The sequence below is a fragment of the Pseudarthrobacter sp. 05T312 genome (genome assembly GCF_056396685.1).
Window position 1 is genome coordinate 229,852 of record NZ_JBFTLY010000001.1, and the last position, 25,524, is coordinate 255,375.

Here is a 25,524-nt window from a genome sequence, read left to right on the forward strand (position 1 = left end):
CCTCTAGTGTTCCTAACACGTGTTAGGAAGGAAAAAGACATGACCGGAGCCATAAACGGGCACCTGCGGGACATCACCCGCCGTACTGCCCTGGGTGCCCTCGGCGCGGGAATCATCGGGGCAACCGTGGCGTCGTGGCCGCGGCTTTCCGGAACGGACATACCGGGCCGCGGAGACAACAGCCTCAGTATCGCCATCATGGGCACCGCCGCGGACGCCGCCGCCCGCCAGCGTGCCATCGACGCATTCACCCGCCTCCACCCGGAGATCCGGGTCAAGGTCCAGGCCATCCAGGCCGTGGACTGGAAAGACTTCTTCACCAAGATCCTCACCATGGTGGCCGCCGGCACCCCGCCGGACGTGGTGTACGTGGCCACCGAGGGCGCCCAGCTGTTCGCCGAAAAGCTGGCCCACCCGCTGGACGAATACATCCGCCGCGACGCCGCGGACATGCGTGAGTTCTTCGATGACGTCCACCCCAGCCTGGTGGAAGCCTTCATGTACAAGGGCAGCCTGTACCAGCTCCCCATGGACTGGAACGCGGCCAACATGTATTACAACACCGCCGCCTTCGCGCAGGCAGGCCTGGACCGGCCGGCTGACGACTGGACCCACATCGATTTCCGCAACAGCCTCGCCGCGATGCGCAAGGCCCGGACCTCTGACTTCACGCCCTACTACTGGACCAACCGGCTCTTCGGCGGCGTAGTGCCGTGGCTCTACGCCAACGACACCAGCTTCCTCAAGGAAACCAGGTCCGCGGGCGGCGACTGGCTCTGGGACGGCTTCTACGCCAACGACCCCTCCCGCAGCCTCCGCTCCGGCGGCTACCAGTGGCTGGAACCGAACGCCAACGACGACCACGTGTTCGAGTCCTTCGACTACCTCCGCGGCCTGGTCAAGGACGGCTTGGGCGTCCGGCCGGAAGAAGGCGGCGGCAGTTCCCTGGTGGGCCTTTTCGCCTCCAACCGGATTGGAACCACTCCCGCCGGCGGCTACTGGGTGCAGGGGCTGCATGAAGCCGGCATGGGCGCCAACGACTTCGACGTCCAGTTCTTCCCTCGCTGGAAGACCCAGCGCCATCAGTTTGGTACCGCCGGCTACGCGATCATGAAGACCGCCAAGGACAAGGACGCCGCCTGGGAATGGATCAAGTTCAGCTCCAGCCGCGAGGCCATGGAACTGATTTTCCCCAACCCGATCACCACGCCGGCGCGCCGCTCCATGGTCAACGAACAGCTCTACGCCGGCAAGGGCCCCGCCCACTGGAAGGTCTTCTACGACACCCTGGACCGGTTCCCCACTACGGGCCCCATTCCGGCACCGCCCCAGCAGGCCGCCGTCGAAACGGCCCTGATGAAGAACGTATCCCTTGCCGTCAGCGGGGACGAGCAGCAGCTCAAGCAGGCCCTCGCATCCATGCAGCGCGACCTTGAACTTGCCCTGAGGAGGCAGTCATGAGCACCACCACCCCGCCCCGGGAGCGGCCCAAGCGGCCGGCCGGCCGGACAAGTACGACGACGGCCCGCACCCACGGCGCCGGCGGCACCAGGGGTGCCACCACCGCCGGCGGCCGCAGCGGAGCCAGGCACAACCAGCGCTGGCTGGCCTGGATCTTCCTGGCCCCCACTATCCTGGGCATGGGCGTGTTCACCCTGATCCCCATCGTGGCCTCGGTTGTCCTGGCCTTCTTCCGCTGGGACATCATCTCGGCGCCGACCTTCGTGGGCTTCGACAACTTCTCCGAAGTGGTCCAGGACCCCACCGTGCGGGTGTCCTTCCTGAACACCATCGTGTTCGTCGTGGTGGCCGTGGCTCTCCAGCTGGGACTCGCTTTGGCACTGGCGGTCATGGTGCAGGAGAAGATGCCGGCGTGGCTGCGGGTGTTCTTCCGGTCCGCGTTCTTCTTCCCGCTGATCCTGTCCGCCGCCTCGGTGTCCATCTTCATGCGGTACCTCTTCAACGAACAGTTCGGCGTGGTCAACTGGTTCCTGTCCCTGGTGGGCATCCCCGCCGTGCCCTGGCTGACCACCCCGGGGGGATCGGCCGCCGTCGTGATCCTCGTGTACGTCTGGCAGAACTTCGGCTTCTCCTTCCTCCTGTTCATCGGCGGCCTGGCCTCCATACCCGTCGAGACATACGAGGCTGCCGCAATCGACGGCGCTACCGGCTGGCGCAAGCACCTCCACGTGACGCTGCCGCTGCTGAGCCCCACAACCCTCGTCGCCTCTGTCATGGCCATCATCAGCGCCCTGCAGGTCTTCGACCAGCCCTACGTCCTGACCCGCGGCGGCCCCGGCGACTCCACCCGCACCGCCGTCATGGTCATCTTCGAATCGGCCTTCCAGCGGCTCGAATTCGGCCAGGCGTCCGCCATCGGCGTGCTCCTTACGCTGATCATCATGGCCATCACGGCCGCACAGTTCCGGCTCAGCAAACGATTCGTCTTCTACCAGTAAGGCCAGCCATGACAACCACCACTGACCACGGCCTGGCCGGACATTCCCCCCGGCTCTCCCAAGGGCTCCCCGCCACCAAGCCCAACCGGAAGAAGTTCAACTGGAGCTTCGCCGTCCGGACCCTCCTGCTGCTGCTCGCCGCTGCGCTGACCCTCGGACCTGTGCTCTGGACCCTGTCCACGTCGCTGCGGTCGCCGTCGGAATCGTTCAAGCTGCCGCCGTCGTTCATTCCCTGGAACCCGGACTTCACCTCCTACGGGGAAGTATTCAAACAGCTGAATATCTTCCTGCTGGTCCTCAACAGCGCCCTGGTCACCGGAATAATCGCGGTGGGCCAGATGGTCTCCGCCGCCCTGGCCGGCTACGCGTTCGCGCACCTGAAATTCCGCGGACGCGGGGCGCTGTTCTCGATCGTCCTGGCCACCATGATGGTGCCCGTGCAGGTAACGATCGTGCCCGTCTTCATGCTGATCCGCGGCATGGGCCTGTCCGACACCCTGCTCGCCCTGATCCTGCCGGCCATCCCGACGGCGTTCGGTACGTTCCTGATGCGCCAATACTTCATGGGGCTGCCGGCCGAACTCGCCGAAGCCGCGTCGATCGACGGCGCCAGCCCGTGGCGGACGTTCCGTTCCGTATATGCGCCCCTGGCGATGCCCGGCATGGCGATCGTGGGAATCCTGGCGTTCAACTTCCACTGGAACGAGTTCTTCCGCCCGCTGATCCTCACCATTTCCGAACAGAACTTCACCCTCCCGCTGGGCCTTGTCTCACTGCAGGGCAACCTGGGCACCGGCAGCATCTCGGTGGTCCTGGCGGGCGTAGTCCTGTCCATGATCCCCGCGCTGGTGGTCTTCATCTTCGGCCAACGCGCCCTGCAGGACGGCCTCACGGCCGGAACCGGCAAGTAAACCTCCCTCCCTCAAGCCCGAAAGGCCGCTCCATGACCTCCCCGGACCTCGCCGCCGTCCACCCCGGCACCGTCACCTTCGACGACGTTGCCGCCTCCCACCCCGACGCCGCCTTCCCCCGCTTCCACCCGCGCCCGGCGCAGGGCTGGATCAACGACCCCAACGGCATCAGCTTCATCAACGGCCGGTACCACGTCTTCTTCCAGTACAACCCGGACTCGGCCCGGCACCACCGGATCGCCTGGGGACACGTGAGCTCGGCGGACCTAGTCCGCTGGGAGGAGCATCCCGTGGCGCTGCGCCCGCAGGACGGCGGCCCCGACGAGTACGGCTGCTGGACAGGGGTGGTGACGGACGACGGCGGTGTTCCCACCGCTGCGTACTCCGGTGTCCGCAGCGACGGGGGCCACTCCCAGGTGGTCATCGCCCGCGGCACGGAGGACCTTGTCCACTGGGAGCAAACCGGGCACGTTGCCGCCACGATGCCCGCCGACGGACAGGTCACGGCAGTGCGGGATCCCTTCATTTTCCACTTCAACGGCAAGCGGTACGCCATGCAGGGCGCCGGCCTGGCCAACGGGCACGCCGCCCTGCTGCTCTACACCGTGGACGACCTGGCCGACTGGAAGTACCAGGGCATCTGGCTGACCTCGGAGAACCCGGTCGCTTCGGAGTTCACCCCGGCCGAGATCTGGGAATGCCCGCAGATGGTGCAGGTGCCCGACAACGATGCCCTTGGCGGGGGCACGTGGCTGATGATGTTCTCGCTCTGGCTCGCCGGCGACTCACACGAGCACGCCAACGGGGTGGGCCACCTGATCGGCTCACTGGCCGAAGACCCTGCCACCGGGCTGCCCGTGTTCACGCCGCGGACCGGCGGAAAATCCGACTTGGGCCGCGACTTCTACGCCCCGCAGGTGGTGTCCCTGCCGGACCGGGCCCTGCTGTGGGGCTGGGCCAACGAAGGCCCGGGGCGGGACGGGCGCCGCGGCCGCAGCCAGGAAGAGATCGACGCCGCCGGCTGGGCAGGAGTCCTGACCTTCCCGCGCGAGCTCTCGATTGTGGCCGGCGCCCTGGCGGTGTGCCCGGCCCCGGAAATTGATGCCTACCGCGGAGAGTTACTGGCCCGCCACGCGTCCGGAACGGTGCCGGTACCGGCCTTCGCCGAGGCTGTGGTGAGGGCAGGCGCGGAAGGCCCGCTGCAGCTGCTCCTGGTGGGGAACGGCAACAGGCAGGTGGTCTTCAGCGGCAGCATTGCCTCGGGGGAGGAGCTGCGGGTGTTCGTGGATGCCTCCCTGGTGGAGGTGTACCGTTCAGGATCGGTGGCAACCACGCTGCGTGCTTACCCGGCAGCGGGGGAGGAATGGCAACTGAACCTTCCCACAGGGGCAACGGCGGACGTCTGGAGCCTGGCCAGGCCCGCGTAGCCCGCTCCACACCGGCCCGGGGGCCCGACCGGCGGCGTGGTCAGCGTCCGGCCGGGACCGGGCCGGTGGACTCCCTGACCACCAGCCGGCAGGGGACCAACGTCTCCCGCGCGGCCCCGGCAGCCGCGCCGCCGTCGTCGGACGTTCCCTCCGGTGCCGACCCCACCTCGGCGAGCAGCGACGTCATGGCGGCGGCCCCCATTTCCCGGAGCGGCAGGGCCATGGTGCTCAGCGCCGGGACCATGGCCTTGGCGATGCGGAACTCGTCGTCGTATCCCATAACGGACACGTCCTGCGGGACGCCCAGGCCGAGCCGGTAGCAGGCCAGCACCACACCGATGGCCAGGCGGTCGTTGGCGCACAGGATGGCCGTGGGCCGGGCGGCCGGCTCCACGCCTTCGAGGAGTTTCATGGCGCCGTGGAAGCCGGCGTCGATGTCCCAGCCCACCTGGATGACGCGGTCCTCGTTGACAGGCCTGCCCGCGACTTTGAAGGCCTCCCGGTAACCCACGATCCGGCGGGGTGCCGCGGGGGTCAGGGAGTCGCCGGCGAGGAATGCGATGTCCCGGTGGCCCAAGGACATCACGTGCTCTGCGGCTTCCCGGCCACCGCGAACTTCGTCAGGAATCACGGCCGGAAGGCCTGCCTCCGGACGGTCATCGAAGCAGTTGGCCAGGATCGACGGGACACGCGCCATGTTTGCGGGCACGTGCAGCGGCCGCAGGCCCACGGTCACGTACATGAGGCCGTCCACCTGTCGGTCCAGCAGGGTTTCCACGGCGCTCTCGTCGCGGGACTCGTCCAGCTCGGTGTCCATGACCACGGTCACGAAGCCATGTTCCCGGGCCACCGCATCCGCGCCGGCAATGATGTTGCCGTCGAACGGGCTGGTGACCACCTGGTCGGACACGATGCCGATGACCCGCGACTGCTGGTTGCGCAGGCTCAGGGCGATCTTGTTGGGGGAGTAGTTGAGCGCCGCAGCAGCTTCCCGGATCCGCTGCTGGCTTTCGAGGGCCACGTTTCCGTCGCCGCGGCCGTTCAACACCAGCGACACGGCACTGCGCGAGACGCCCGCCAGCTTGGCGACGTCGAGGGCGGTGGCCTTGCGCTTCATTGGCGGTCCTTCGGGTGCTGGGATCTCTTGCTTGGGTGCAGTTTACCTAACTCGTGTGAGCTTCCGCGCTCTCCCGACGCCCCATCACCTTTAGCCCCCTTTTCGGGAACGCCCCATCACCTTTTGCCTCCTTTTCGGGAACGCCCCATCACCTTTTGCTTCCTTTTCGGGAACGCCCCATCACCTGTTGCCTCCTTTTCGGGGACGCCCCATCACCTTTCGGGCCTATGAAGGCAGGAGGTGATGGGGCGTGTGGTGGTTTGGGGCAGGAGGTGATGGGGCGTGTGGTGGTTTGGGGCAGGAGGTGATGGGGCGTTGGAGGGTGGCAGACTGGGTTGGTGACTTCGTTGAACGAACCAACCCCGGACACCCCCGGGCTGGGCAGCCCTGACGCCCCCGAGGCTGAGCTGCGCGCCCTTGCTGCGGCGCGGATCGTCGTCGACGTCCTGCTCGACGGCGGCGTGCGGCACGTGGTGGTATCGCCGGGTTCGCGGTCGGCGCCAATGGCCTACGCCCTCGCCGAGGCCTCCGCCGCGGGCCGGGTGGAGCTGCTGGTCCGGATCGACGAGCGTGCCGCAGGCTTCACCGCGCTGGGCCTTGCCCTGTCCAGCGGCTCGCCCGCAGCCGTCCTCACTACGTCCGGGACCGCCGTCGGAAACCTGATGCCGGCCGTGATGGAAGCCAATCACGCGGCCGTCCCGCTGATCGTCCTGTCAGCGGACCGGCCGGATGAGCTGCGCGGGACCGGGGCCAACCAGACCACGGTGCAGCCGGACCTCTTTGGCGAGCAGGTTCGGTTCGCCGCCGATGTTCCCGCCGGCAGCAACCCCGAGCGGGCCATCCAGACCGGACTGTCTGCAGCCACCGGGGCCTTCCCGGACCTTCCGCCGGGCCCTGTCCAGCTCAACCTCGCGTTCCGCGATCCGCTGGTTCCCGCCCCAGGGGACCGGCTGCCCGACGCCGTGGAGCGGCAGCGCTACCGGGTGGGGGCCGAACCGCTGGTCATGAACCTGCCCCCGGTCCCGGAGACCTTGCCGGAGCGGCGCACGGTGGTGCTCGCGGGGCACGACGCCGGTCCGGTTGCCGAAGCATTCGCCCGCGCCCACAACCTGCCGCTGCTCGCCGAACCCTCCTCCAACTCCCGCTTCGGCCCCAACGCCGTAGGCCCCTACCGGCTGTTGCTGGAACATTTCCGGGCCGGCTCCGCGCAGCCCATCGAGCGCGTGGTGCTGTTCGGCCGGCCCACGCTTTCCCGTCCGGTGGCCGCATTGCTGGCCAGTGCCGACGTCGAATCCGCCCTGTACCAGCCCGTCCCGGTGGCCTGGTACGAGCCCGGGCGCCGCACCGAGCTGCCGCTGGAGAACCTGGCGGACCTCGCCGAATTCGCCGGCCGGGGGGCCTCCGACTGGCTGGACACCTGGCTGCTGGCGGGATCAGCCGCGCAGCACGCCCTGGACCGGGTGGTGTCCGCCGAACCCGCCGCGAACGGACCGTCTGTGGCGGCGCTGGTCTGGAAGCACTCCCGCGGCCAGCTGCTGCTCGGTTCTTCCAACGGCATCCGCGACGTTGACCTCGCCGGCCTTCCCGCCGCGGATCCAGCCGCCATCGTGTATGCCAACCGGGGCCTGGCCGGCATCGACGGCACCATCTCCACCGCCACCGGCATCGCCCTCGGCGGCCGGCAGCAGACCACCGTCCTGCTGGGCGACGTGACCTTCCTGCACGACGTCGGCGGCCTCCTCCTCGGCGCCGGCGAAGAACAGCCGGACCTTCGGATCGTGGTCCTGAATGATTCCGGCGGCGCCATCTTCAGCCTGCTCGAGCACGGGGGAGTGGAGGAAGGCGGCCGCTACGGAGACGCCGTCGAGCGCCTCTTCGGCACCCCTCACTCGGTGGACATCGCGGCACTCGCCGCAGCGTACGGCGTCGGGCATTCCCTGGTGAGTACGACGGCGGGACTCGCCGAAGCGCTGGGCCAGCCTGTGCAGGGGCGCAGCATCGTGGAGGTCCGCACGGACCGCCGGTCGCTGCGGCAACTCCACGCACAGATCAGGGATGCCGTCTCCGCTGCGGTGGAGTCAGTGCTCTCCGGGCAGTAGCAGCCGACGCGCACATTACCCCACGACGCGGAAATGCCCTGTCGCTGCCGGAATACCGGCAGCGACAGGGCATTTGCGTGTCGAAAGCGTGGAACCGTGTCAGAGGACGCGGCCCAGGAACTCCTTGGTGCGGGCATGCTGCGGGTTGGCGATGATCTCGCGGGGATCGCCCGATTCCACCACCACGCCGCCGTCCATGAACGTCAGTGTGTCACCCACCTCGCGGGCGAAGCCGATCTCGTGGGTCACCACGATCATGGTCATGCCGGACTTGGCGAGGTCCTTCATCACGTTCAGGACATCACCCACCAGCTCCGGGTCCAAGGCGGACGTGGGCTCATCGAACAGCATGAGCTCCGGTTCCATGGCCAGGGCACGGGCGATGGCCACGCGCTGCTGCTGGCCGCCGGAAAGCTGGGACGGGTAGTGGCCGGCACGGTCGCCGAGCCCCACCCGGTCCAGCAGCTCGAGCGCCCGCTTCTGGGCGGCAGCCTTGGACTGGCCCTTCACGTGCACCGGCGCCTCCATCACATTCTGGAGCGCCGTCTTGTGCGGGAAGAGGTTGAAGCGCTGGAACACCATGCCGATTTCGCGGCGCTGGGCGGCGATTTCCTTGGTCTTGAGGTCGTGGAGCCTGCCGTTGACTTCGCGGTAGCCGATCAGTTGGCCGCCCACGGAGATCCGGCCGGCGCTGATGGATTCCAGGAGGTTCACGCAGCGCAGCATGGTGGACTTGCCGGAACCGGAAGGGCCGATCACCACCGATACTTCGCCCTGGTTGACGGTCATGTCGATGCCCCGGAGGACATGGTGGTGCCCGTAGTACTTGTGGAGGCCCTCGATCTTGACCAGCGGCTTCTCTGCTGTGACGGTCATCGTGCACTCTCCTCGGGGAAGTCCGTCTTCATGGACCGCTGGGCATCAGCACCGGCGCCGGCGCCGGCGGCTTTGGCGGCTGCCGGGTTGACCGCTGCCGGGGCCGAGTTGTCCACGCCCCTGCCGTAGTACGCCTCAAGGTAGTGCTGACCGACCATGAGGATGCTGGTGACCAGGAGGTACCAGAACGCCGCAACGATCAGGAGCGGGATCGGGAGGTAGATGCGGTTTGCGAGAGCGTTGGTGGCGAAGGTCAGGTCCAGGGTGAACGGAACGGCGAGGACCAGCGAGGTGGTCTTCAGCATGCCGATCGTTTCGTTGCCGGTGGGCGGAACAATGATCCGCATGGCCTGCGGCAGGATGATCCGCCACATGATCTTGCCCTTGGACATGCCCAGTGCTTCGGCGGCTTCCTGCTGGCCCTTGTCCACGGACTTGAGGCCGGCACGGAAGATTTCCGCCAGGTAGGCGGACTCGTTGAGGCCCAGGCCCAGGATCGCGGGGATCAAGCCCTTACTCGGATCCGACAGCGCGTAACTGAACAGCTCGGGACCAAACGGGATGCCCAGGGTAAAGGCGGGGTAGAGAACCGTCACCAGGCCCCAGAACACCAGCTGCGTGTAGACAGGGGTGCCGCGGAAGAACCACACCCACACCCAGCTGGTCCAGCGGAACACCGGATTGTCAGACTGCCGCATGACCGCCAGCAGGATGGCCAGGACGATGGCCAGCACCATGGACGCGACCGTCAGCAGGAGGGTCCAGCCCACACCCTGGACCACTTTCACGTCCAGGATGTAGGTGCCCACAACATCCCAGCGGAAGTTGGGGTTGGTGAACAGGCTCTGCAGGAACGCGGCCACCAGGAGAAGGATGATGACGGCGCTGACCCACCGGCCGGGGTGGCGCACCGGCACTGACTTATTCAGTACCGGTGCGTCCCGGTGTTGATGGTGTTCCATGTGCACGCCTGACTTGTCGTCGGTAACGCGAAAACTCAAGACTTAACCGCCGGGTTGACCTCGGACTTCGTGATGGCACCTTCGGAGTTGCCCCAGCCGTCCAGGATCTTCTTGTAGGAGCCGTCTGCCATGAGCTTGGTGACGGTCTTCTGGATGACCTCTGCCCAGGCGGTGTCGGCCTTGGCAACGGCGATGCCCTGCGGTGCGGAGTCGTAGACGTCGCCCAGCTTTTCCAGCTGGCCGTTGGTCTGGGTCAGTGCGTAGCCGATGATGGGGGAGTCGGCGGCCATGGCATCAATGCTGCCGTTCACCAGGCGGGTGGTGACATCGGTCTGGTTCTTCAGGGTGACGATGTCGATGGGCTTCTTGCCGTCAGCAACACACTTCTTGTTGCGGTCGGACAGGTCCGGGTCCTCCTGGACGGTGCCGGTCTGCACACCGATGGACTTTCCGCACACATCGTCCAGGGAGAACTTGTTGGGGTTGCCCTTCTTGACGGCCCACGCGGTGCCTGCGTTGAAGTAGCTGACCATGTTCACTGCACCCAGGCGCTCCGGGTTGATGGTGAATGAGGAGATGCCCAGATCGTACTTGGGGCCGAGGGCCGGGAGGATGCCGGTGAACTCCGCGGTCTGGACCTGGACCTTGAGTCCCAGGGTGGCGCCGATGGCCTTGGCGATGTCCACGTCGTAGCCGACAGGTGTCTGGCCGTCCGCACCCAGGAATTCGGCCGGGGCGTAGCTGGTGTCGGAGCCAACCGTGATGGTGCCCTTGGACTTGATGGCGTCCGGGACCATGGCGGCCAGGGAGTCGTCCTTCTTGACGGTGGTGGGATCAAAGCTGGCGCTGGCGCTGCCCGACGAGGTAGCCGCGCTGGAGGGACCCGTTTCCGAGGCGTTGGTGCATGCTGAGAGGGCCAGGGCGCTGATGGCGATCATGGTGGCAGCGGTCAGCTTGGACGTGCCCAGGAGGGTACGGGGAGTCTGCATTTCTTACCTTTTGTTGCAGGGGCTATGAGGTACTAACGCGGCTTATAGTGTAACGCTCAACAAGAGAGGTACGTCACACGCAACTAAGTTTCACTATTGGATAACTGTAACGGTGACAAAATCAAGCCTTCCAGAGCAGCAGTAGTCTGTCATCCCAGACTCCTTATCCAGGAGGGCGCAAAAAGAACGTCAGCTGTTGATGCCCAGGGACTCCAGCATCGGCCGGAACTTGGCCCAGGTCTCGGCCAATTCGGCCTCCGGCTGCGATCCGTCAACGATGCCGCACCCGGCATACAGCCGTACGGTTTCAGGAGACTCGATGACCGCACCGCGCAGGGCGATGCCCCATTCGCCGTTGCCGGCCGCGTCCAGCCACCCCACGGGACCGGCATATGGCCCGCGGTCCAGGTGCTCCAGCTTGCGGATCAGTTCCCCGGCCACCAGCGTGGGCGTTCCGCAGACAGCAGCGGTGGGGTGCAGCGCGTTGATCAGGGCCAGGCAGGTGGGCACGTGGCCTTCCACCTCGGTGAGCTCGGCTTTCACGTCGGAGGCCAGGTGCCAGACGTTGGGCAGCTCCAGGATGAAGGGTTCGTCATGGGCATTCATCGCCTCGGAGAACGGCGCCAGCTGCTTGGTTAACGACTGGATGGCGATCTCATGCTCATGCCTTTGCTTCTCCGAGCCGGCCAGGACGCGGGTGGCGTAGTCCATTGGCAGGCCGTCCTCGCCGTGGGCGTCGCGGCGGTCCAGGGTACCGGCCAGCACCCGCGCCTGGGCGGTGCGTCCTTCCACCTGGATCAGCATCTCGGGGGTGGCCCCCACCAGTCCGTCCACGCCGTAGGTCCAGCATTCGCGGTACCGGGCAGCCAGCTCTCGCAGGACGTCTGCGGCATGTACGCCGGAAGGAATAGTTGCCACGACGTCCCGGGCCAGCACCAGCTTTTCCAGGGCGCCCGTGCGGATTTCGGCAACACCGGCGGCCACGGCCTCCATCCAGGCTTCCTCGCTGAGCGAGCCGGTGTGCAGCGTTGCGCCGGCAGCCAGCGGGAGGGGGCGGACGACGGCGCCGCGCGCCTGGCCGGGCACGTCACCAACCGACGCGTCCCCGGCTGAGTCCGCTGCCGGCGTCGTGCCTTCCGTGGCAGAGGCAGCGTCGGAACCGCCGTCCAGCCAGCGGTCCAGCGCGGCGAGGGCCGTCTCTTCGGTGAGCGGGCCGCCGTCGAACGTCAGATGGGTGAGCCACGCCTGGTTGTCCCGCACGCCCACCACGATCTCCGGCACGATCAGCCGGGACTCGTGGGCCGACGTTTTGGAGAACGCGAAGGAGCCGAAAGCGACAGGGCCGGTGCCCGGCAGCTCCACGGAATCCGCCACCTCGGCCTCCAGGACCAGGTGCCGCCACCAGATGTCCGCCTCCAGGAACCGGTCCGGTCCCGTGGCGGTGAAGCGGGCGATCTCGCCGAAGCCCGCCAGGCCGGCTTCGCGCCGGGTCCAGCACAGGACATCGTCACGGACCAGAAACGAAGGCAGTCCCCCGGGGAATGCTTTGCCATCCAGGGGGACCGTCAGGGTGCGGAACGTGCTCGTCATGATGGATCAACAGTACCCCCGACAGTAATTCACAGTACTTCGCAGTAACTTTCCGCCCCCGGCCACGCCGAATCCGTACTGGTCAGCACCGTCAGGAACATTTGAGACAATGTCATGGTGAACCGAGCATCCTTGGATAAGCGTCCGGACGAAGTAGCCACGATGTTTGACGACGTCGCACCGAAATACGACGTCGTCAACGATGTCCTCTCCATGGGGCAGACCCGCCGCTGGCGGAAGATCGTGGTGGATGCCATGGAAGTCTCCAAGGGCCAGCGGGTCCTGGACCTCGCGGCCGGAACCGGTACCTCCAGCGAGCCGTATGCCGACGCCGGCATAGACGTGGTGGCCTGCGATTTCTCCCTGGGCATGCTGAAGGTGGGCAAGCGCCGCCGCCCCGACATCGACTTCATTGCCGGGGACGCCACCAACCTGCCGTTCGCCGACAACACGTTTGACGCCACCACCATCTCCTTCGGGCTGCGGAACGTCAACGAACCCAAGAAGGCGCTGGCCGAGATGCTGCGCGTCACCAAGCCCGGCGGCCGGCTGGTCATCGCCGAGTTCTCCCAGCCGGTGGTTCCGCTGTGGCGCACCATGTACACCGAATACCTGATGCGCGCCCTGCCCGCCATCGCCGTCAAGGTCGCCTCGAACCCGGACGCATACGTCTACCTCGCCGAATCCATCCGCGCCTGGCCGGACCAGGACCACCTCGCAGCCTGGTTGCAGGAATGCGGCTGGGAGAAGGTCACCTACCGCAACCTGACCGGCGGCATCGTGGCCGTGCACCGTGCGTTCAAGCCTGCCGATTCCTCGCCCGACGGCGCTGCTGCCGCCATCGCTGCGCACAAGGGCCCGGTGGCCAAGCTGCGCCGCAACACCGTTCGCTGACCTGTGAAGGTACTGATTGTCGGCGCGGGTCCGGCCGGATCCACCGCCGCGTACTACCTTGCCAAGGCCGGGCTTGCGGTCACGGTCCTGGAAAAGACGGCGTTCCCGCGGGAGAAGGTCTGCGGTGACGGGCTGACGCCGCGCGCCGTCCGCGAGGTCCAGAAGCTCGGCCTGCCGCACCCGGAGAACGAGGGCTGGCGCCGGAACAAGGGCCTGCGCCTGATCGCCGGCGGCCGCACCATCGAGCTGCCCTGGCCCGAGGTGTCCGACTTTCCGCAGTACGGACTGATCCGCACGCGCCTGGGCTTCGACGAGGAACTGGCGCGCCACGCCGAGGCTGCCGGCGCCACGATCCTTGAGCGGCACAGCGTCACCGAGGCCCTGCGGGACGATACCGGCCGCGTGACAGGTCTCCGCGCAGCGCTCCTGGACGGGTCCGGACGCAAGACGGGGGAGACGGGCGAGTTCAGCGCCGACGTCGTGCTCGCTGCCGACGGCAACTCCACCCGCACCGCCGTGTCCCTCGGGATCCAAAAGCGCGACGACCGCCCGCTCGGCGTCGCCGTCCGCACCTACTTCACCTCCCCCCGCACCGACGACGACTGGATGGAAGGCTGGCTGGAGCTTCCCGGCCGCGACGGCAAGTTGCTGCCTGGCTACGGCTGGGTGTTCGGAGTGGGCGACGGCACCTCCAATGTTGGCCTGGGCATCCTGAACTCGTCCAAGGAATTCGGCAAGCTCGACTACAAGCAGGTCCTGCGCGAATGGACCGCGGGGATGCCTGCAGACTGGGGCTTCACGCCGGAGAACCAGGTGGGCGAGATCCGCGGCGCCGCCCTCCCCATGGGCTTCAACCGCACCCCGCACTACTCGCCCGGCCTGCTCCTGCTCGGCGACGCCGGCGGCATGGTCTCGCCGTTCAACGGCGAGGGTATCTCCTACGCCATGGAGTCCGCGCGCTTCGCCGCGGAGTTCATCATCGACGCCTCCTCACGCACGGCTGCCTCGGGCGGAACGTACGACGCCGATGCGCACCTTTCGCGGTACGCGGACTATGTGCGGGGCCAGTGGGGCTCGCATTTCACGCTTGGGCGGGCCTTCGCCGCGCTGATCGGGAAGCCGGCCGTCATGAAGCTTGCACTGCGGACCGGCATGCCCATCCCGGTGCTGATGCGGTTCGTGGTCCGGCTACTTGCCAACCTCACGGACCCGTCCGCGAAGGGCTTCGAGGACCGGGTGATCCGCGTCCTGGAATCACTGGTTCCGGCCACATCCAATACCCCGTCAGCTCCGAACCAGCGGTATCCGCAACAAAAAGTTAGGGTTAACCCGTGACCAACTCCGCAGACCACAGCTGGACGCACGCCGGGCACGGCCTGCCGGACTCCGAACCCAGCCTCAACACCACCGCCATCGCCACGGGACTTCAGCTCCCTGCAGGATTTGCGGCCATCGCGGGGGACGACGAGCTGGGGCCGGCCATCACCAACAACCTGGCCAAGGTGGAGAAGAAGCTCCGCGAGGCCATCGCCAACTCGGACCCCCTGGCTGACGCAACGTCGCGGCACCTCGTGGAAGCCGGCGGCAAGCGGATCCGGCCCTTGCTGACCCTGCTCTGCGCCCACCTCGGCGACGCCTCGCTGCCCGCCGTGGTGCAGGCCGCCGTCGTGGTTGAGCTTACGCACCTGGCCACCCTGTACCACGACGACGTCATGGACTCCGCTCCCTTCCGCCGCGGCGCTCCCACGGCGCACGAGGTGTGGGGCAACTCCGTCGCGGTCCTGACCGGGGACCTGATCTTTGCCCGCGCCTCCATCCTGGTGTCCGAGCTCGGAGGCCGCGCACTGGGCATCCAAGCGCGCACCTTCGAGCGGCTGTGCCTGGGCCAGCTGCACGAGACCGTGGGCCCGCGGCCGGATGAAGATCCGGTGGAGCACTACCTCTCCGTCATCGCCGACAAGACCGGTTCGCTGGTTGCCGCCTCCGGCCAGTTCGGTGCCATCTTCTCCGGCGCCGACGAAGCCTACGAGGACGTCCTGGTGGAGTACGGCGAGAAGGTGGGCGTGGCCTTCCAGCTCGCGGACGACGTCATCGACGTGACGGGCGTGAAGGTCAAGTCCGGCAAGTCACCGGGAACCGACCTGCGCGAAGGGGTACCCACCCTGCCGGTGCTGCTCCTGCGCAAGGCTGCCGTCGACGGCGACCAGTCCGCCGTCGACCTCCTGAAGCTGATTGACGGCGACCTGTCCTCCGACGAAGCGCTTGCTGCGGCTGTTGCTGGACTGCGGGAGCACCCTGTCACCGCGGAGTCCTGGGTGGTTGCACGCCAGTGGGCCAAGGAAGCCATTGACGCCCTGGCTCCGCTGCCCGAGGGCGTTGTCAAGGAGTCGCTGTCCAACTTCGCGCTGGCTGTGGTGGACCGCGCCAGCTGATTACTGTCCGTTAGGAGCCCGGTACCCCTGGTTGATCCAGCCAAGGAGGTACTGGGCTTCTTCGTTGTGCCGACTCGGCCGTGGCAGCCGGGCTTAACGGGATAGCCCCGGTCCTCAGCAACCGAAGCTGCTGTGAACCGGGGCTATCTCTCCGTTCGCATCAGACCCGCCGGAGGCGTTTAGCGGATCCGTGAATAGCTTATGACAGATTTGTCACAATGCGCAAGTCCTCTGTAACTGCATGTGTCAAAGAGTTTTCAGGGAGCTCCGCCGGCTGTGGATGCGTCCTCGCAGAATTGCGTGATTTATAGCTGGATGTGCTTCTTCATGCCGTGCACTGCCTGCCGGAGCTGGAGGCGCTGGTGATGGTGCAGTCGGCTGTGGGCGCCGGTGCCCTCTCGCTCGATTTCCTCTACGCGTGCTGCCAAGGACGCCGCAACGGGCGCACCAGGGCGGTGCTGGATCTGGTGATTCCCCGCGCGGACTCCGTGCTGGAGGTACTCGTAGATGTCCATTTCGCGCGGGCCGGATTACGGGTTCGGCGGCATGTCTACATTGCCGGAGTTGGAGAGGTGGATTTCCTCGTCGAGGAGTGCCTGGTAGTGGAGACGGATGGCTCAACGCATTTCGAGCCGAAGTCCATCAAACGGGACCAGCGGCGCAACAACCGGAGCATAGTTGGGGGCTACCTGGTGTTGCGCTACTACTATGAGGACGTTATCCACCGGCCCGAGGCGATGGTCGCGGAGGTTCAGGCGGTGCTGCGGGTGTGGCGGAGGCCGACGAACAGCGGGCTTGGCGACCTGTTTGCGTGATTTATGGGCTCTTAACCGGCGAGTGCCCCTGCAAACGCAGGGGCACAGCTCAAAATCCGGTCCATAAGTGACGCATTTACGTCAAAGCCGGAGCGTCAACCGAAGCCGCGGAGGCTTACTCTTCCTCTTCGTCCTCGAACGCCCACTCGAACATGTCGAAGACGAACTCGGAGAAGGTGCCTTCCTCGGACTTCCACTGGCCGCGGGCGTTGTTGCGGCGGTACACGATGGGGTCCGGGATGCCGAGGTCGCCCACGCGGAAGCCCCAGGTGAACGCTTCCTCTTCGTCCTCGAGGAACATGAGGAAGCCTTCGTCGTCCACCTCGAGCTCTTCGGGGTCCCAGAAGTAGTGGTAGGCCTCCATCAGGTCCTCGCAGCCCCCAAGGGCAAGGTAGAACTCGCGCAGGACCAGGGGGATCTCGAACTGGTGGTCGGCCAGGGCCTTGTCGAGCTCCTCGGGAGTCAGGCCATCGGCTTCCTGCCATTCATCCTCGAGATACTTCGGAACAAGCGCGCGGAACTTCTCGAGGAACATGTCAGTCATGCTCATATCCTAGCTAATCCAGAGGCTCCCAAAATGACATGGAAACCAATGTCACAGCCCCGAATCGCTTGCCCGCCGGTGCCACCCGCGGACCGCCAGCGGCGCCTGCCAGGAGCGCCGCCAGGCCAGGACGCGGAACGCGAAAACCAATGCCGCGGTGGCGGCGGCGGTCAGCACGTTGAACACGCCCAGGACCCACAGCACCGCGGTGAACGAGGCACCCACAAATGCGGGCAGCGCGTAGATGTCCTTGGGGTTGAAAAGCTCCGGCACCTCATTGGCGGTGATGTCACGAAGCAATCCGCCGCCCACGGCCGTCGTCACCCCCAGCAGTACTGACGCCACCGGGTTCAGGCCGGTGGCGAGGGCCTTGACCGTACCTGTCATGCAGAAGAGTGCCAGGCCGGCGGCGTCGAACAGGGTCAGCAGCGACGTGTAGCGCTGGACGCTGGAAAACAGGAAATACACCAATGCCATGGCCAGCAGCGGAGGTGCAAGGTACGCCGGATTGGTGAACGCAGCAGGCACAATGCCCAAAACGATGTCCCGGATCACGCCGCCGCCCAGGCCCACCAGTGAGGCCAACAGCAGTGATCCCACGATGTCGATCTGCTTCCGCGCCGCCAGCAGTGAACCCGAAACGGCGAAGAAGAACACGCCCAGCAGATCCAGCCATACCGGGGAGTTGTCAAAGGCGAATGTCATGGGGCGTCCCGCTGTTTCAAAGAGGGCGGACAGGGCGGCTCCAACGTTACGCTAGCCCGTATGAACAGCCCCATCATGATCGCCTGTGCCCATGGGACGTCAAACACACAGGGGGCCGCAGAGGTTAATGCCCTGCGTGCCGCCATCGCGGAGCTCCGGCCGGGCCTTGATGTCCGCGAGGCTTATGTCGATGTCCAGCAGCCGGACCTGGTGGACGTGGTGGCGGGGCTGCCCGAGGGCAAAGCTGCGGTGGTGGTGCCGCTGCTGCTGAGCGTCGGCTACCACGTCAAAGTCGATATCGCCAAGGCTGTGAAGAGCCGGCCGGGCAGTGCCGCCGCGGCGCCGCTTGGCCCCGACCCGCGCCTGGCGGCCCTCCTGGACCAGCGGCTGCGCGAGGCCGGCACCACCGACAACGACGTCGTCGTGCTGGCCGCCGCGGGCTCGTCGAATCCCAATGCCGCGGTCAGCGTCGAGGAACTCCTGGGCCAGCTGCGGCAGCTCCGGTCCAACCGGATGGTGGCCGCCTATGGTGCCTCAGCACAGCCCTCAGTGCCCGACGCCGTTGCCATGCTCCGCGAGGAACTCGCCGGGGGTGCCGGCGCGGGGGAGTCCGCCGGGGCTGTCGACGTCGGTGGCCGGGTGGTGATTGCGTCCTACCTCCTTGCTCCGGGCTTCTTCCACGACCAGCTGGCCAAGGCGGGTGCCGACGTCGTGACCCAGCCCCTGCTGCCGTCCCCGACGCTCGCGGAGATCGCGCTGGACAGGTACGACGCCGCCGTCGCCACCATGGACGGAACGCCCGGGGAAGCACCCACTGAGACGCCAAACGGGGCTTCCGGCGATGCACAGCAGGGTGGGTTCTTCAAGGTCCTCCGGCGTTTCGTGACGAAATATTTCCCTAGGTGACTTAGCGTTTCCGGGCCTTTGTGACGCTATTCGGGGGCGCCCTACAGTCGTTGCATGACTGATACAGCTCTAGCCGGAGCGTCCGCGGACTCCGCTGCCACCAAGCGCCCCGCCCGCCCGTCCCGCCCCGCTGCGAAGCCGCACGGCCAGTGGAAAGTGGACGGCAAGACGCCGCTGAATGCCAACGAAACCTGGAAGCAGGAAGACGACGGCCTGAACGTCCGCGAGCGTATCGAGTCCATCTACGCCAAGGAAGGCTTCGACGCCATCCCCGGCCAGGACCTGCACGGCCGCTTCCGCTGGTGGGGCCTGTACACCCAGCGCAAGCAGGGGATCGACGGCGGCAAGACCGCCACCCTGGAGCCGCACGAGCTCGAAGACAAGTACTTTATGCTCCGCGTCAGGATCGACGGCGGTGCGCTCACCACCGAACAGCTGCGCGTCATCGGCCAGATCTCGGTCGACTTCGCCCGCGACTCGGCCGACCTCACCGACCGCCAGAACATCCAGCTGCACTGGATCCGGGTCGAAGACATCCCCGAGATCTGGAACCGCCTGGAGTCGGTGGGCCTGTCCACCACCGAAGCCTGCGGCGACGTGCCCCGCGTCATCCTGGGTTCGCCCGTGGCCGGCATCGCCAAGGACGAGATCATCGACCCCACCCCGCTCATCGCCGAGCTGGGGGAACGGTTCATCGGCAACCCGCTGCTGTCCAACCTGCCCCGCAAGTACAAGACCGCGATCACCGGCCACCCCAGCCAGGACGTGGTCCACGAGATCAACGACTGCGCATTCGTGGGCATTGAACACCCCGAGCTCGGCGCTGGCTACGACCTGTGGGTGGGCGGCGCGCTGTCCACTAACCCCATGCTGGGCAAGCGCCTCGGCGCGTTCGTGAAGCCGGAGGAGGCCGCCGATGTGTGGCTGGGCGTGACCAGCATCTTCCGCGACTACGGCTACCGCCGCATGCGCACCAAGGCCCGCCTGAAGTTCCTGCTGGCCGACTGGGGCCCGGAGAAGTTCCGCCGGATCCTCGAGGACGAATACCTGGGCTACAAGCTGGCCGACGGTCCCGCCGCGCCCAAGCCCGCAACCCCAGGCGACCACGTGGGCGTGCACGAGCAGAAGGACGGCAAGTTCTTCATCGGTGCCACCCCGATCGCTGGCCGGCTGTCCGGCTCCAGCCTGGTCAAGCTCGCGGACACCCTGGAGGCCCGCGGCTCCTACCGGCTGCGCACCACGCCGCACCAGAAGATCGTGGTGCTGGACGTCGAGAAGGACCAGGTGGAGCCGCTGGTGTCGGAGCTGGACGGCCTGGGCCTGTCTGCCCGTCCGTCCGTGTTCCGCCGTGGCACCATCGCCTGCACCGGCATTGAGTACTGCAAGCTGGCCATTGTCGAAACCAAGGTGACCGCCGCCAGCGCGGTTGCCGAGCTGGAGCGCCGGCTGGCAGACCTGGCCGGCTCGGGCCAGCTGCCCGCTGCGCTGTCCCTGCACATCAACGGCTGTCCCAACTCCTGCGCCCGCATCCAGACGGCGGACATCGGCCTCAAGGGCATGATGCTGCCAACGCCCGACGGCGATCCCTCCCCGGGTTTCCAGGTCCACCTGGGCGGCGGCCTGGCCAACAACCACCGCGAGGAAGCCGGGCTCGGACGTACCGTCCGCGGCCTGAAGGTCTATGTCGAGGACCTGCCGGACTACGTTGAGCGCGTAGTGCGCCGGTTCGTAGCCGACCGCATTGAAGGCCAGACCTTCGCCGAATGGGCCCACGCAGCAGACGAGGAGGCACTCCAGTAATGTCCCAGCACGCACTCGGAGCAGACCCCGTGGCATCGCCTGCCACTGCCCCCACCCTCCGCTCCAAGGAAGAGCTCAAGGCCCTGGCCGAGGCCGGCGCCGCCGAGCTCGGCTGGGATGCACCGGCCCGCGACGTGATCGCCTGGGTGGAGCGCAACTTCGACCTGCCGGCTGTCGCCGTCGCCTGTTCCATGGCAGACGCCGTCCTGCCGGCCCTGGTCGCGGACCAGATGCCCGGCGTCGACGTCCTGTTCCTGGAGACCGGCTACCACTTCCCGGAAACCTACGCCACGCGCGACGAAGTGGCGGCGAACCTCCGCGTCAACGTGGTGGACGTCCTCCCGGAGAACACTGTGGAACAGCAGGACCGGCTCCTTGGCAAGGACCTCTTTGCCCGTGACGCCGCCCAGTGCTGCGCCCTCCGCAAGGTGGCTCCGCTGCAGCGCACCCTGGCCGGCTACGAACTCTGGTTCACCGGGGTCCGCCGCGACGAAGCCCCCACCCGCACCAACACGCCGCTGGTCTCCTGGGACGAGAAGAACGGCCTGGTCAAGGTCAACCCCATGGCTGCGTGGACGTTCGACCAGCTGGTCCAGTACTCGGACGACAACCTTTTGCCCGTCAACCCGCTCCTTTCCCAGGGTTACCCCTCCATTGGCTGCCAGCCCTGCACCCGCAAGGTGGCGCCCGGCGAAGACCCCCGAGCCGGCCGCTGGGCAGGTTCCGACAAGACAGAATGCGGACTTCACGTATGAGCACTTCACATGACACTTTGGTATCGGCAGGCTCAACCAGCGTTCCGGTGATTGAGCCGGTCCACACTCCGGCGCGCCTGTCCAGCCTGGACACCCTCGAGTCCGAGGCCATCCACATCATCCGCGAGGTTGTTGCCGAGTTCGAGAAGCCCGCGCTGCTGTTCTCCGGCGGCAAGGACTCCGTGGTGATGCTGCACCTGGCCACCAAGGCCTTCTGGCCCGGCAAAGTACCGTTCCCCGTGCTGCACGTGGACACCGGCCACAACTTCCCCGAGGTCATCGAATTCCGCGACCGCACCGTTGAGCGCCTCGGCCTGAAACTCGTGGTCGGCTCCGTGCAGGAGTTCATCGACCGCGGCGAGCTGGCAGAGCGTGCCGACGGCACCCGCAACCCGCTGCAGACCGTCCCGCTTCTGGACGCCATCCAGCAGAACAAGTTCGACGCCGTGTTCGGCGGCGGCCGCCGCGACGAGGACAAGGCCCGCGCCAAGGAGCGCATCCTGAGCCTCCGCGACGAGTTCGGCCAGTGGGATCCGCGCAACCAGCGCCCCGAGCTGTGGAACCTCTACAACGGCCGCCACACCGTGGGCCAGCACGTCCGCGCATTCCCCATCAGCAACTGGACCGAGCTGGACATCTGGCGCTACATCGAGCGCGAGAACATCGAGCTGCCCGGCCTGTACTACGCCCACGAGCGCGAGGTGTTCGCCCGCGACGGCATGTGGCGCGCAGTGGGCGAAGTGTCCCAGCCGCGCCCCGATGAGGACGTCATCACCAAGACCGTCCGCTACCGGACCGTGGGGGACATGTCCTGCACCGGCGCCGTTGAATCGAACGCATTCACCGTATCCGACGTGGTGGTTGAAGTTGCCGCCTCCACCCTGACCGAACGTGGCGCCACCCGCGCAGATGACCGCATCTCCGAGGCCGCCATGGAAGACCGCAAGAAGGACGGGTACTTCTAATGACCACGATTTCGACAGGCTCAATCGCCGAGGCCAGCTCGATCAACGAGGCCCTGCCCACCACCCTCTTCCGCTTCGCCACGGCAGGATCGGTCGACGACGGCAAGTCCACGTTGGTGGGCCGCCTCCTTCACGATTCCAAGGCCATCCTCGCTGACACCCTCGACGCTGTGGCCCGCACTTCCGCGGACCGTGGCTTCGGCGGCGAAAAGGGCGGGATCGACCTGGCCCTGCTGACCGACGGCCTGCGCGCCGAGCGCGAACAGGGCATCACCATCGACGTGGCCTACCGCTACTTCGCCACCGACCGGCGCAGCTTCATCCTGGCCGACTGCCCCGGGCACGTGCAGTACACCAAGAACACGGTGACGGGCGCGTCCACCGCGGATGCCGTCGTCGTCCTCATCGACGCCCGCAAGGGTGTCCTGGAGCAGACCCGCCGGCACCTGTCCGTGCTGCAGCTGCTGCGCGTGGCGCACGTGATCGTGGCCGTGAACAAGATCGACCTGGTGGACTTCAGCGAGTCCGTGTTCCGCGGCATCGAAGCCGACGTGCAGCAGGTGGGCCGGGAACTGGGCCTGGGCTCGGACGGCATCAGCGACCTGCTGGTGGTCCCCGTTTCCGCGCTCGACGGCGACAACGTGGTGGATCGCTCGGAGCGCACCCCCTGGTACACCGGCCCGGCGCTGCTGGAGGTCCTAGAGACCCTGCCCGCCGCCGATGAGCTCGAAAGCCACCTGGAAAGCTTCCGCTTCCCGGTCCAGTTGGTCGTCCGGCCGCAGGGCGCCCTGGCTCCCGACGCCGTCGCCGCCGGCCTGGACGTTGAGGCTTACCGCGACTACCGCGCGTACGCCGGCCAGATCACCGAGGGCTCCGTGAAGGTGGGGGACCAGGTCTCCGTGCTGACACCGGGGCAGTCGCCGAGGACCACCACCGTGGCGGGCATCGATTTCGCCGGCGCTCCCCTGCAGGAAGCCGCCGCCCCGCAGTCCGTGGCCATCCGGCTGGCAGACGAGTTCGATGTGGCCCGCGGTGACACCATTGCCGCCGCCGGCACCGTCCGCGAAGCCTCCGCCGACCTGTACGCCGCCCTGTGCTGGCTGTCCCCGAAGCCGCTGCGCGAAGGCGCCAAGGTGCTGGTCAAGCACGGCACCCGCACCGTGCAGGCGATGGTCCGCAGCGTGTCCGGCAAGCTGGACCTGGCCACCTTCAAGCTTGAGGGTGCCTCGAGCCTGGAACTGAATGACATCGGCCACGCGCAGCTCCGGCTCGCCGCGCCGCTGCCGCTGGAGAACTACCTGCACCACCGCCGCACCGGTGCGTTCCTGGTGATCGACCCGCTCGACGGCAACACGCTGGCCGCCGGCCTGGTCAAGGACCACCCGGGCGACCACGAGGACGAGCGCTACAGCATCTGATGTGGCTTGCACGGGCCCCGCACTGGAGTTATCTGGAGCGGGGCCTTCGTGCTTTTCACGTAACCGGCCCCGGTCCGCATAACCGGTGCTGCCCGGCAACGGTTATGCGGGGCTCGGCCGGTTACGCGGAGCGCTCCTCGAGGATCGACTTGAGCTTCTGCAGGTCTTTCCGGGTTTCGCGCCGGATCATAGGCTCCATGACCAGCCCCGCCAGCCGGGAGAAACCCGAGGGGCTCCCGCTGTTGCGCAGCGACATCCGCGTGCCGCCGCCGTCGTCCGTCCAGGTGTAGGTGGTCTGCATGGGAAAGGGGCCCTGGGCCGTGCTCATCACCAGCTTTTCGCCGGGGACGTACTCAACGAACTCGTACGTGTACTTGAGCTCCCGGCCCAGGAACTTCGCGGTGAAGGCTACTTTGGACCCTCTATCAAGCGGTCCCGGGCTGAGCCGCTGCGAGCTGTGGATGTTCACGTACCACTTCGGCGCGTTGTCCGGGTTGGCAGCATACTCCGCCACTTCGGGGCGCGGCCTTTTGATGACAATCTCGGTCAGGACGTCCACCATGGTTGCGTCTCCTCTGTAGAGTGCGGGAATAGCCTGCAACCACGTTAGCGGTGGTGCCTGGGAGGCGGACATGGAGACCATCAGCCCGAAACTGCTCAACTGGGCGTCCATCCTGGACGACAAGACCCGCGAGCAGGCCGTCATGACCGCAAGCCTGCCCTTCATCTACCCGCACCTGGCGCTGATGCCGGACGCGCACCTGGGCAAGGGTGCCACCGTCGGCTCAGTCATCCCCACCCTGCGAACCATCATCCCTGCGGCGGTGGGCGTTGACATCGGCTGCGGCATGATTGCGGTGCGCACCCAGTACTCCGTGCGGGAACTGCCGAAGGACCGGAAGAGCCTCCGCGAAAACATCGAACGGGTCATCCCGCTCTCCGCAGGGCACAACAACAAGCAGGTGCTGCCCACTGCCGGGCCGAGGATCGCCGAGCTGAAGCAGCGGGCCGCGGCGGCAGGCTTCAACCCGGCCCAATACGTCGCCCAGTGGGAACTGCAGCTGGGGTCCCTGGGCTCCGGAAACCATTTCATCGAAATCTCCGCGGATGAGGACGACGGCGTGTGGCTCTTCCTGCATTCGGGCTCGCGGGGCATCGGCAACAGGATCGCCCAGCACCACATCCAGGTGGCCCGGCAGGTCAGCCGGAAGCATCAGGTCCACCTGCCGGACCCGGACCTCGCCTACCTGGACGAAGGGACACCCCAGTTCGAGCGGTACATTGCCGAGCTGCGGTGGGCCCAGCACTTCGCCCTGCTGAACCGGGAGGAAATGATGGACCGGGTGGCTGCCCAGTTCAGCCGCTGGGTGGGAGGGCCGGTCCGGGAACGCGAACGGATCAACTGCCACCACAACTTCACGGAGCAGGAAACGCACTACGGCAAGCCCGTCTGGGTGTCCCGCAAGGGTGCCATCAAAGCCGGCCGCGGCGATCCCGGACTGATCCCCGGGTCCATGGGGACGGCGTCGTATGTTGTGGAAGGCCGCGGCAACCCGGCGTCGCTGAACTCCTCCCCGCACGGGCCGGGCGTGAATACTCGCGCCATGCAGCCCGCAGGACCTTCACCCTGGAGGAACTGAAGCGGGCCATGCGGGGCATCGAGTTCCGGGCGTCCGAAGCCTTCATCGATGAGATCCCGGCTGCGTACAAGCCGATCGACCAGGTCATGCAGGACGCCGCGGACCTGGTGACGGTGCGGCACAAGCTGCGGCAGTTGGTCAACGTCAAAGGCAACTGAATCCGCGAAACCGGGCAGCTGTGCGGCGGAATATGACGCTGGATGAACGTGCGTGACCCCCC

The 25,524-nt window shown here is 66.9% G+C and carries 21 protein-coding genes and 2 pseudogenes; 15 read left to right on the plus strand and 8 right to left on the minus strand.

Annotated features, from left to right (window positions below; genetic code table 11):
* Positions 1-39: 39 nt before the first annotated feature.
* From AC1DIP_RS01185 to AC1DIP_RS01200, 4 genes are read left to right on the plus strand one after another with little or no spacing between them, the layout of a single operon-like run.
* Positions 40-1,461, plus strand: coding sequence for an extracellular solute-binding protein (locus tag AC1DIP_RS01185; RefSeq protein WP_477732551.1), 1,422 nt, complete (start codon positions 40-42; stop codon positions 1,459-1,461).
* Positions 1,458-2,459 carry a carbohydrate ABC transporter permease gene (locus AC1DIP_RS01190; RefSeq protein ID WP_477732552.1) on the plus strand — a complete coding sequence of 334 codons (1,002 nt, stop codon included), beginning with the start codon at positions 1,458-1,460 and terminating at the stop codon, positions 2,457-2,459. The genes AC1DIP_RS01185 and AC1DIP_RS01190 overlap by 4 nt, the downstream gene beginning before the upstream one ends.
* Before the next feature lie 8 nt (positions 2,460-2,467).
* Entirely contained in the window at positions 2,468-3,370 is a 903-nt protein-coding gene (locus AC1DIP_RS01195) for a carbohydrate ABC transporter permease (protein ID WP_477732553.1), read from the plus strand.
* A 32-nt stretch (positions 3,371-3,402) separates the two neighbouring features.
* Positions 3,403-4,797 carry a glycoside hydrolase family 32 protein gene (locus AC1DIP_RS01200; protein WP_477732554.1) on the plus strand — a complete coding sequence of 465 codons (1,395 nt, stop codon included), beginning with the start codon at positions 3,403-3,405 and terminating at the stop codon, positions 4,795-4,797.
* Positions 4,798-4,837: 40 nt separating this feature from the next.
* On the opposite strand, the gene AC1DIP_RS01205 is transcribed toward AC1DIP_RS01200, so the two are convergent.
* Entirely contained in the window at positions 4,838-5,914 is a 1,077-nt protein-coding gene (locus tag AC1DIP_RS01205) for a LacI family DNA-binding transcriptional regulator (RefSeq protein ID WP_477732555.1), read from the minus strand.
* A gap of 338 nt (positions 5,915-6,252) precedes the next feature.
* On the opposite strand from AC1DIP_RS01205, the gene menD reads away from it, so the two are divergent.
* On the plus strand, positions 6,253-8,013 hold the full coding sequence (gene menD, locus AC1DIP_RS01210) for a 2-succinyl-5-enolpyruvyl-6-hydroxy-3-cyclohexene-1-carboxylic-acid synthase (protein ID WP_477732556.1): 1,761 nt from the start codon (positions 6,253-6,255) through the stop codon (positions 8,011-8,013).
* A 99-nt stretch (positions 8,014-8,112) separates the two neighbouring features.
* On the opposite strand, the gene AC1DIP_RS01215 is transcribed toward menD, so the two are convergent.
* The 4 genes from AC1DIP_RS01215 to AC1DIP_RS01230 all read right to left on the minus strand — a co-directional run bounded on the left by AC1DIP_RS01215 (position 8,113) and on the right by AC1DIP_RS01230 (position 12,430).
* The gene (locus tag AC1DIP_RS01215; protein ID WP_387557928.1) at positions 8,113-8,889 is read right to left on the minus strand and encodes an amino acid ABC transporter ATP-binding protein; all 777 of its coding nucleotides are present in this window, start codon (positions 8,887-8,889) and stop codon (positions 8,113-8,115) included.
* Positions 8,886-9,851, minus strand: coding sequence for an amino acid ABC transporter permease (locus AC1DIP_RS01220; protein WP_477732557.1), 966 nt, complete (start codon positions 9,849-9,851; stop codon positions 8,886-8,888). Before AC1DIP_RS01220 ends, AC1DIP_RS01215 begins: the two co-directional genes overlap by 4 nt.
* A 35-nt stretch (positions 9,852-9,886) precedes the next feature.
* Positions 9,887-10,840: an ABC transporter substrate-binding protein gene (locus AC1DIP_RS01225; RefSeq protein WP_477732558.1), complete on the minus strand. Its 954-nt coding sequence runs from the start codon at positions 10,838-10,840 to the stop codon at positions 9,887-9,889.
* A gap of 189 nt (positions 10,841-11,029) precedes the next feature.
* Positions 11,030-12,430, minus strand: coding sequence for an isochorismate synthase (locus AC1DIP_RS01230; RefSeq protein ID WP_477732559.1), 1,401 nt, complete (start codon positions 12,428-12,430; stop codon positions 11,030-11,032).
* 117 nt (positions 12,431-12,547) lie between these two features.
* On the opposite strand from AC1DIP_RS01230, the gene AC1DIP_RS01235 reads away from it, so the two are divergent.
* The 4 genes and pseudogenes from AC1DIP_RS01235 to AC1DIP_RS01250 all read left to right on the plus strand — a co-directional run.
* Positions 12,548-13,324, plus strand: coding sequence for a demethylmenaquinone methyltransferase (locus tag AC1DIP_RS01235; RefSeq protein WP_477732560.1), 777 nt, complete (start codon positions 12,548-12,550; stop codon positions 13,322-13,324).
* Positions 13,325-13,327: 3 nt separating this feature from the next.
* A complete protein-coding gene (locus tag AC1DIP_RS01240; RefSeq protein ID WP_477732561.1) occupies positions 13,328-14,659 on the plus strand; it encodes a geranylgeranyl reductase family protein in 1,332 nt (443 codons plus the stop codon).
* The gene (locus tag AC1DIP_RS01245) at positions 14,656-15,756 is read left to right on the plus strand and encodes a polyprenyl synthetase family protein (RefSeq protein WP_477732562.1); all 1,101 of its coding nucleotides are present in this window, start codon (positions 14,656-14,658) and stop codon (positions 15,754-15,756) included. The genes AC1DIP_RS01240 and AC1DIP_RS01245 overlap by 4 nt, the downstream gene beginning before the upstream one ends.
* Before the next feature lie 314 nt (positions 15,757-16,070).
* Positions 16,071-16,571 (plus strand): annotated as a pseudogene (locus AC1DIP_RS01250) (endonuclease domain-containing protein); the annotation flags it as partial.
* A 115-nt stretch (positions 16,572-16,686) separates the two neighbouring features.
* On the opposite strand, the gene AC1DIP_RS01255 reads toward AC1DIP_RS01250, so the two are convergent.
* Both AC1DIP_RS01255 and AC1DIP_RS01260 read right to left on the minus strand, forming a co-directional pair.
* Positions 16,687-17,115: a hypothetical protein gene (locus AC1DIP_RS01255; protein ID WP_477732563.1), complete on the minus strand. Its 429-nt coding sequence runs from the start codon at positions 17,113-17,115 to the stop codon at positions 16,687-16,689.
* A 51-nt stretch (positions 17,116-17,166) separates the two neighbouring features.
* Complete coding sequence (locus AC1DIP_RS01260) at positions 17,167-17,820, minus strand: TRIC cation channel family protein (protein ID WP_476206629.1); 654 nt, start codon at positions 17,818-17,820, stop codon at positions 17,167-17,169.
* Between the two features lie 60 nt (positions 17,821-17,880).
* Here AC1DIP_RS01260 and AC1DIP_RS01265 point away from each other — a divergent pair, with 60 nt between their 5' ends.
* The 5 genes from AC1DIP_RS01265 to AC1DIP_RS01285 are packed head-to-tail and all read left to right on the plus strand — an operon-like array spanning position 17,881 to position 23,664.
* Positions 17,881-18,726, plus strand: a complete 846-nt coding sequence (locus AC1DIP_RS01265) for a sirohydrochlorin chelatase (protein ID WP_477732564.1) — start codon at positions 17,881-17,883, stop codon at positions 18,724-18,726.
* Positions 18,727-18,780: 54 nt separating this feature from the next.
* Positions 18,781-20,526, plus strand: coding sequence for a nitrite/sulfite reductase (locus AC1DIP_RS01270; RefSeq protein WP_477732565.1), 1,746 nt, complete (start codon positions 18,781-18,783; stop codon positions 20,524-20,526).
* Complete coding sequence (locus AC1DIP_RS01275; protein WP_477732566.1) at positions 20,526-21,281, plus strand: phosphoadenylyl-sulfate reductase; 756 nt, start codon at positions 20,526-20,528, stop codon at positions 21,279-21,281. Before AC1DIP_RS01270 ends, AC1DIP_RS01275 begins: the two co-directional genes overlap by 1 nt.
* Positions 21,278-22,246: a sulfate adenylyltransferase subunit CysD gene (gene cysD / locus AC1DIP_RS01280; RefSeq protein WP_477732567.1), complete on the plus strand. Its 969-nt coding sequence runs from the start codon at positions 21,278-21,280 to the stop codon at positions 22,244-22,246. Before AC1DIP_RS01275 ends, cysD begins: the two co-directional genes overlap by 4 nt.
* On the plus strand, positions 22,246-23,664 hold the full coding sequence (locus tag AC1DIP_RS01285; RefSeq protein ID WP_477732568.1) for a sulfate adenylyltransferase subunit 1: 1,419 nt from the start codon (positions 22,246-22,248) through the stop codon (positions 23,662-23,664). Before cysD ends, AC1DIP_RS01285 begins: the two co-directional genes overlap by 1 nt.
* A gap of 121 nt (positions 23,665-23,785) precedes the next feature.
* On the opposite strand, the gene AC1DIP_RS01290 is transcribed toward AC1DIP_RS01285, so the two are convergent.
* The gene (locus AC1DIP_RS01290) at positions 23,786-24,226 is read right to left on the minus strand and encodes an SRPBCC family protein (RefSeq protein ID WP_477732569.1); all 441 of its coding nucleotides are present in this window, start codon (positions 24,224-24,226) and stop codon (positions 23,786-23,788) included.
* Positions 24,227-24,296: 70 nt separating this feature from the next.
* Between AC1DIP_RS01290 and AC1DIP_RS01295 the strand changes: the two are divergent.
* A pseudogene (locus tag AC1DIP_RS01295) lies at positions 24,297-25,462 on the plus strand (RtcB family protein).
* The last annotated feature ends 62 nt before the right edge of the window (positions 25,463-25,524 follow it).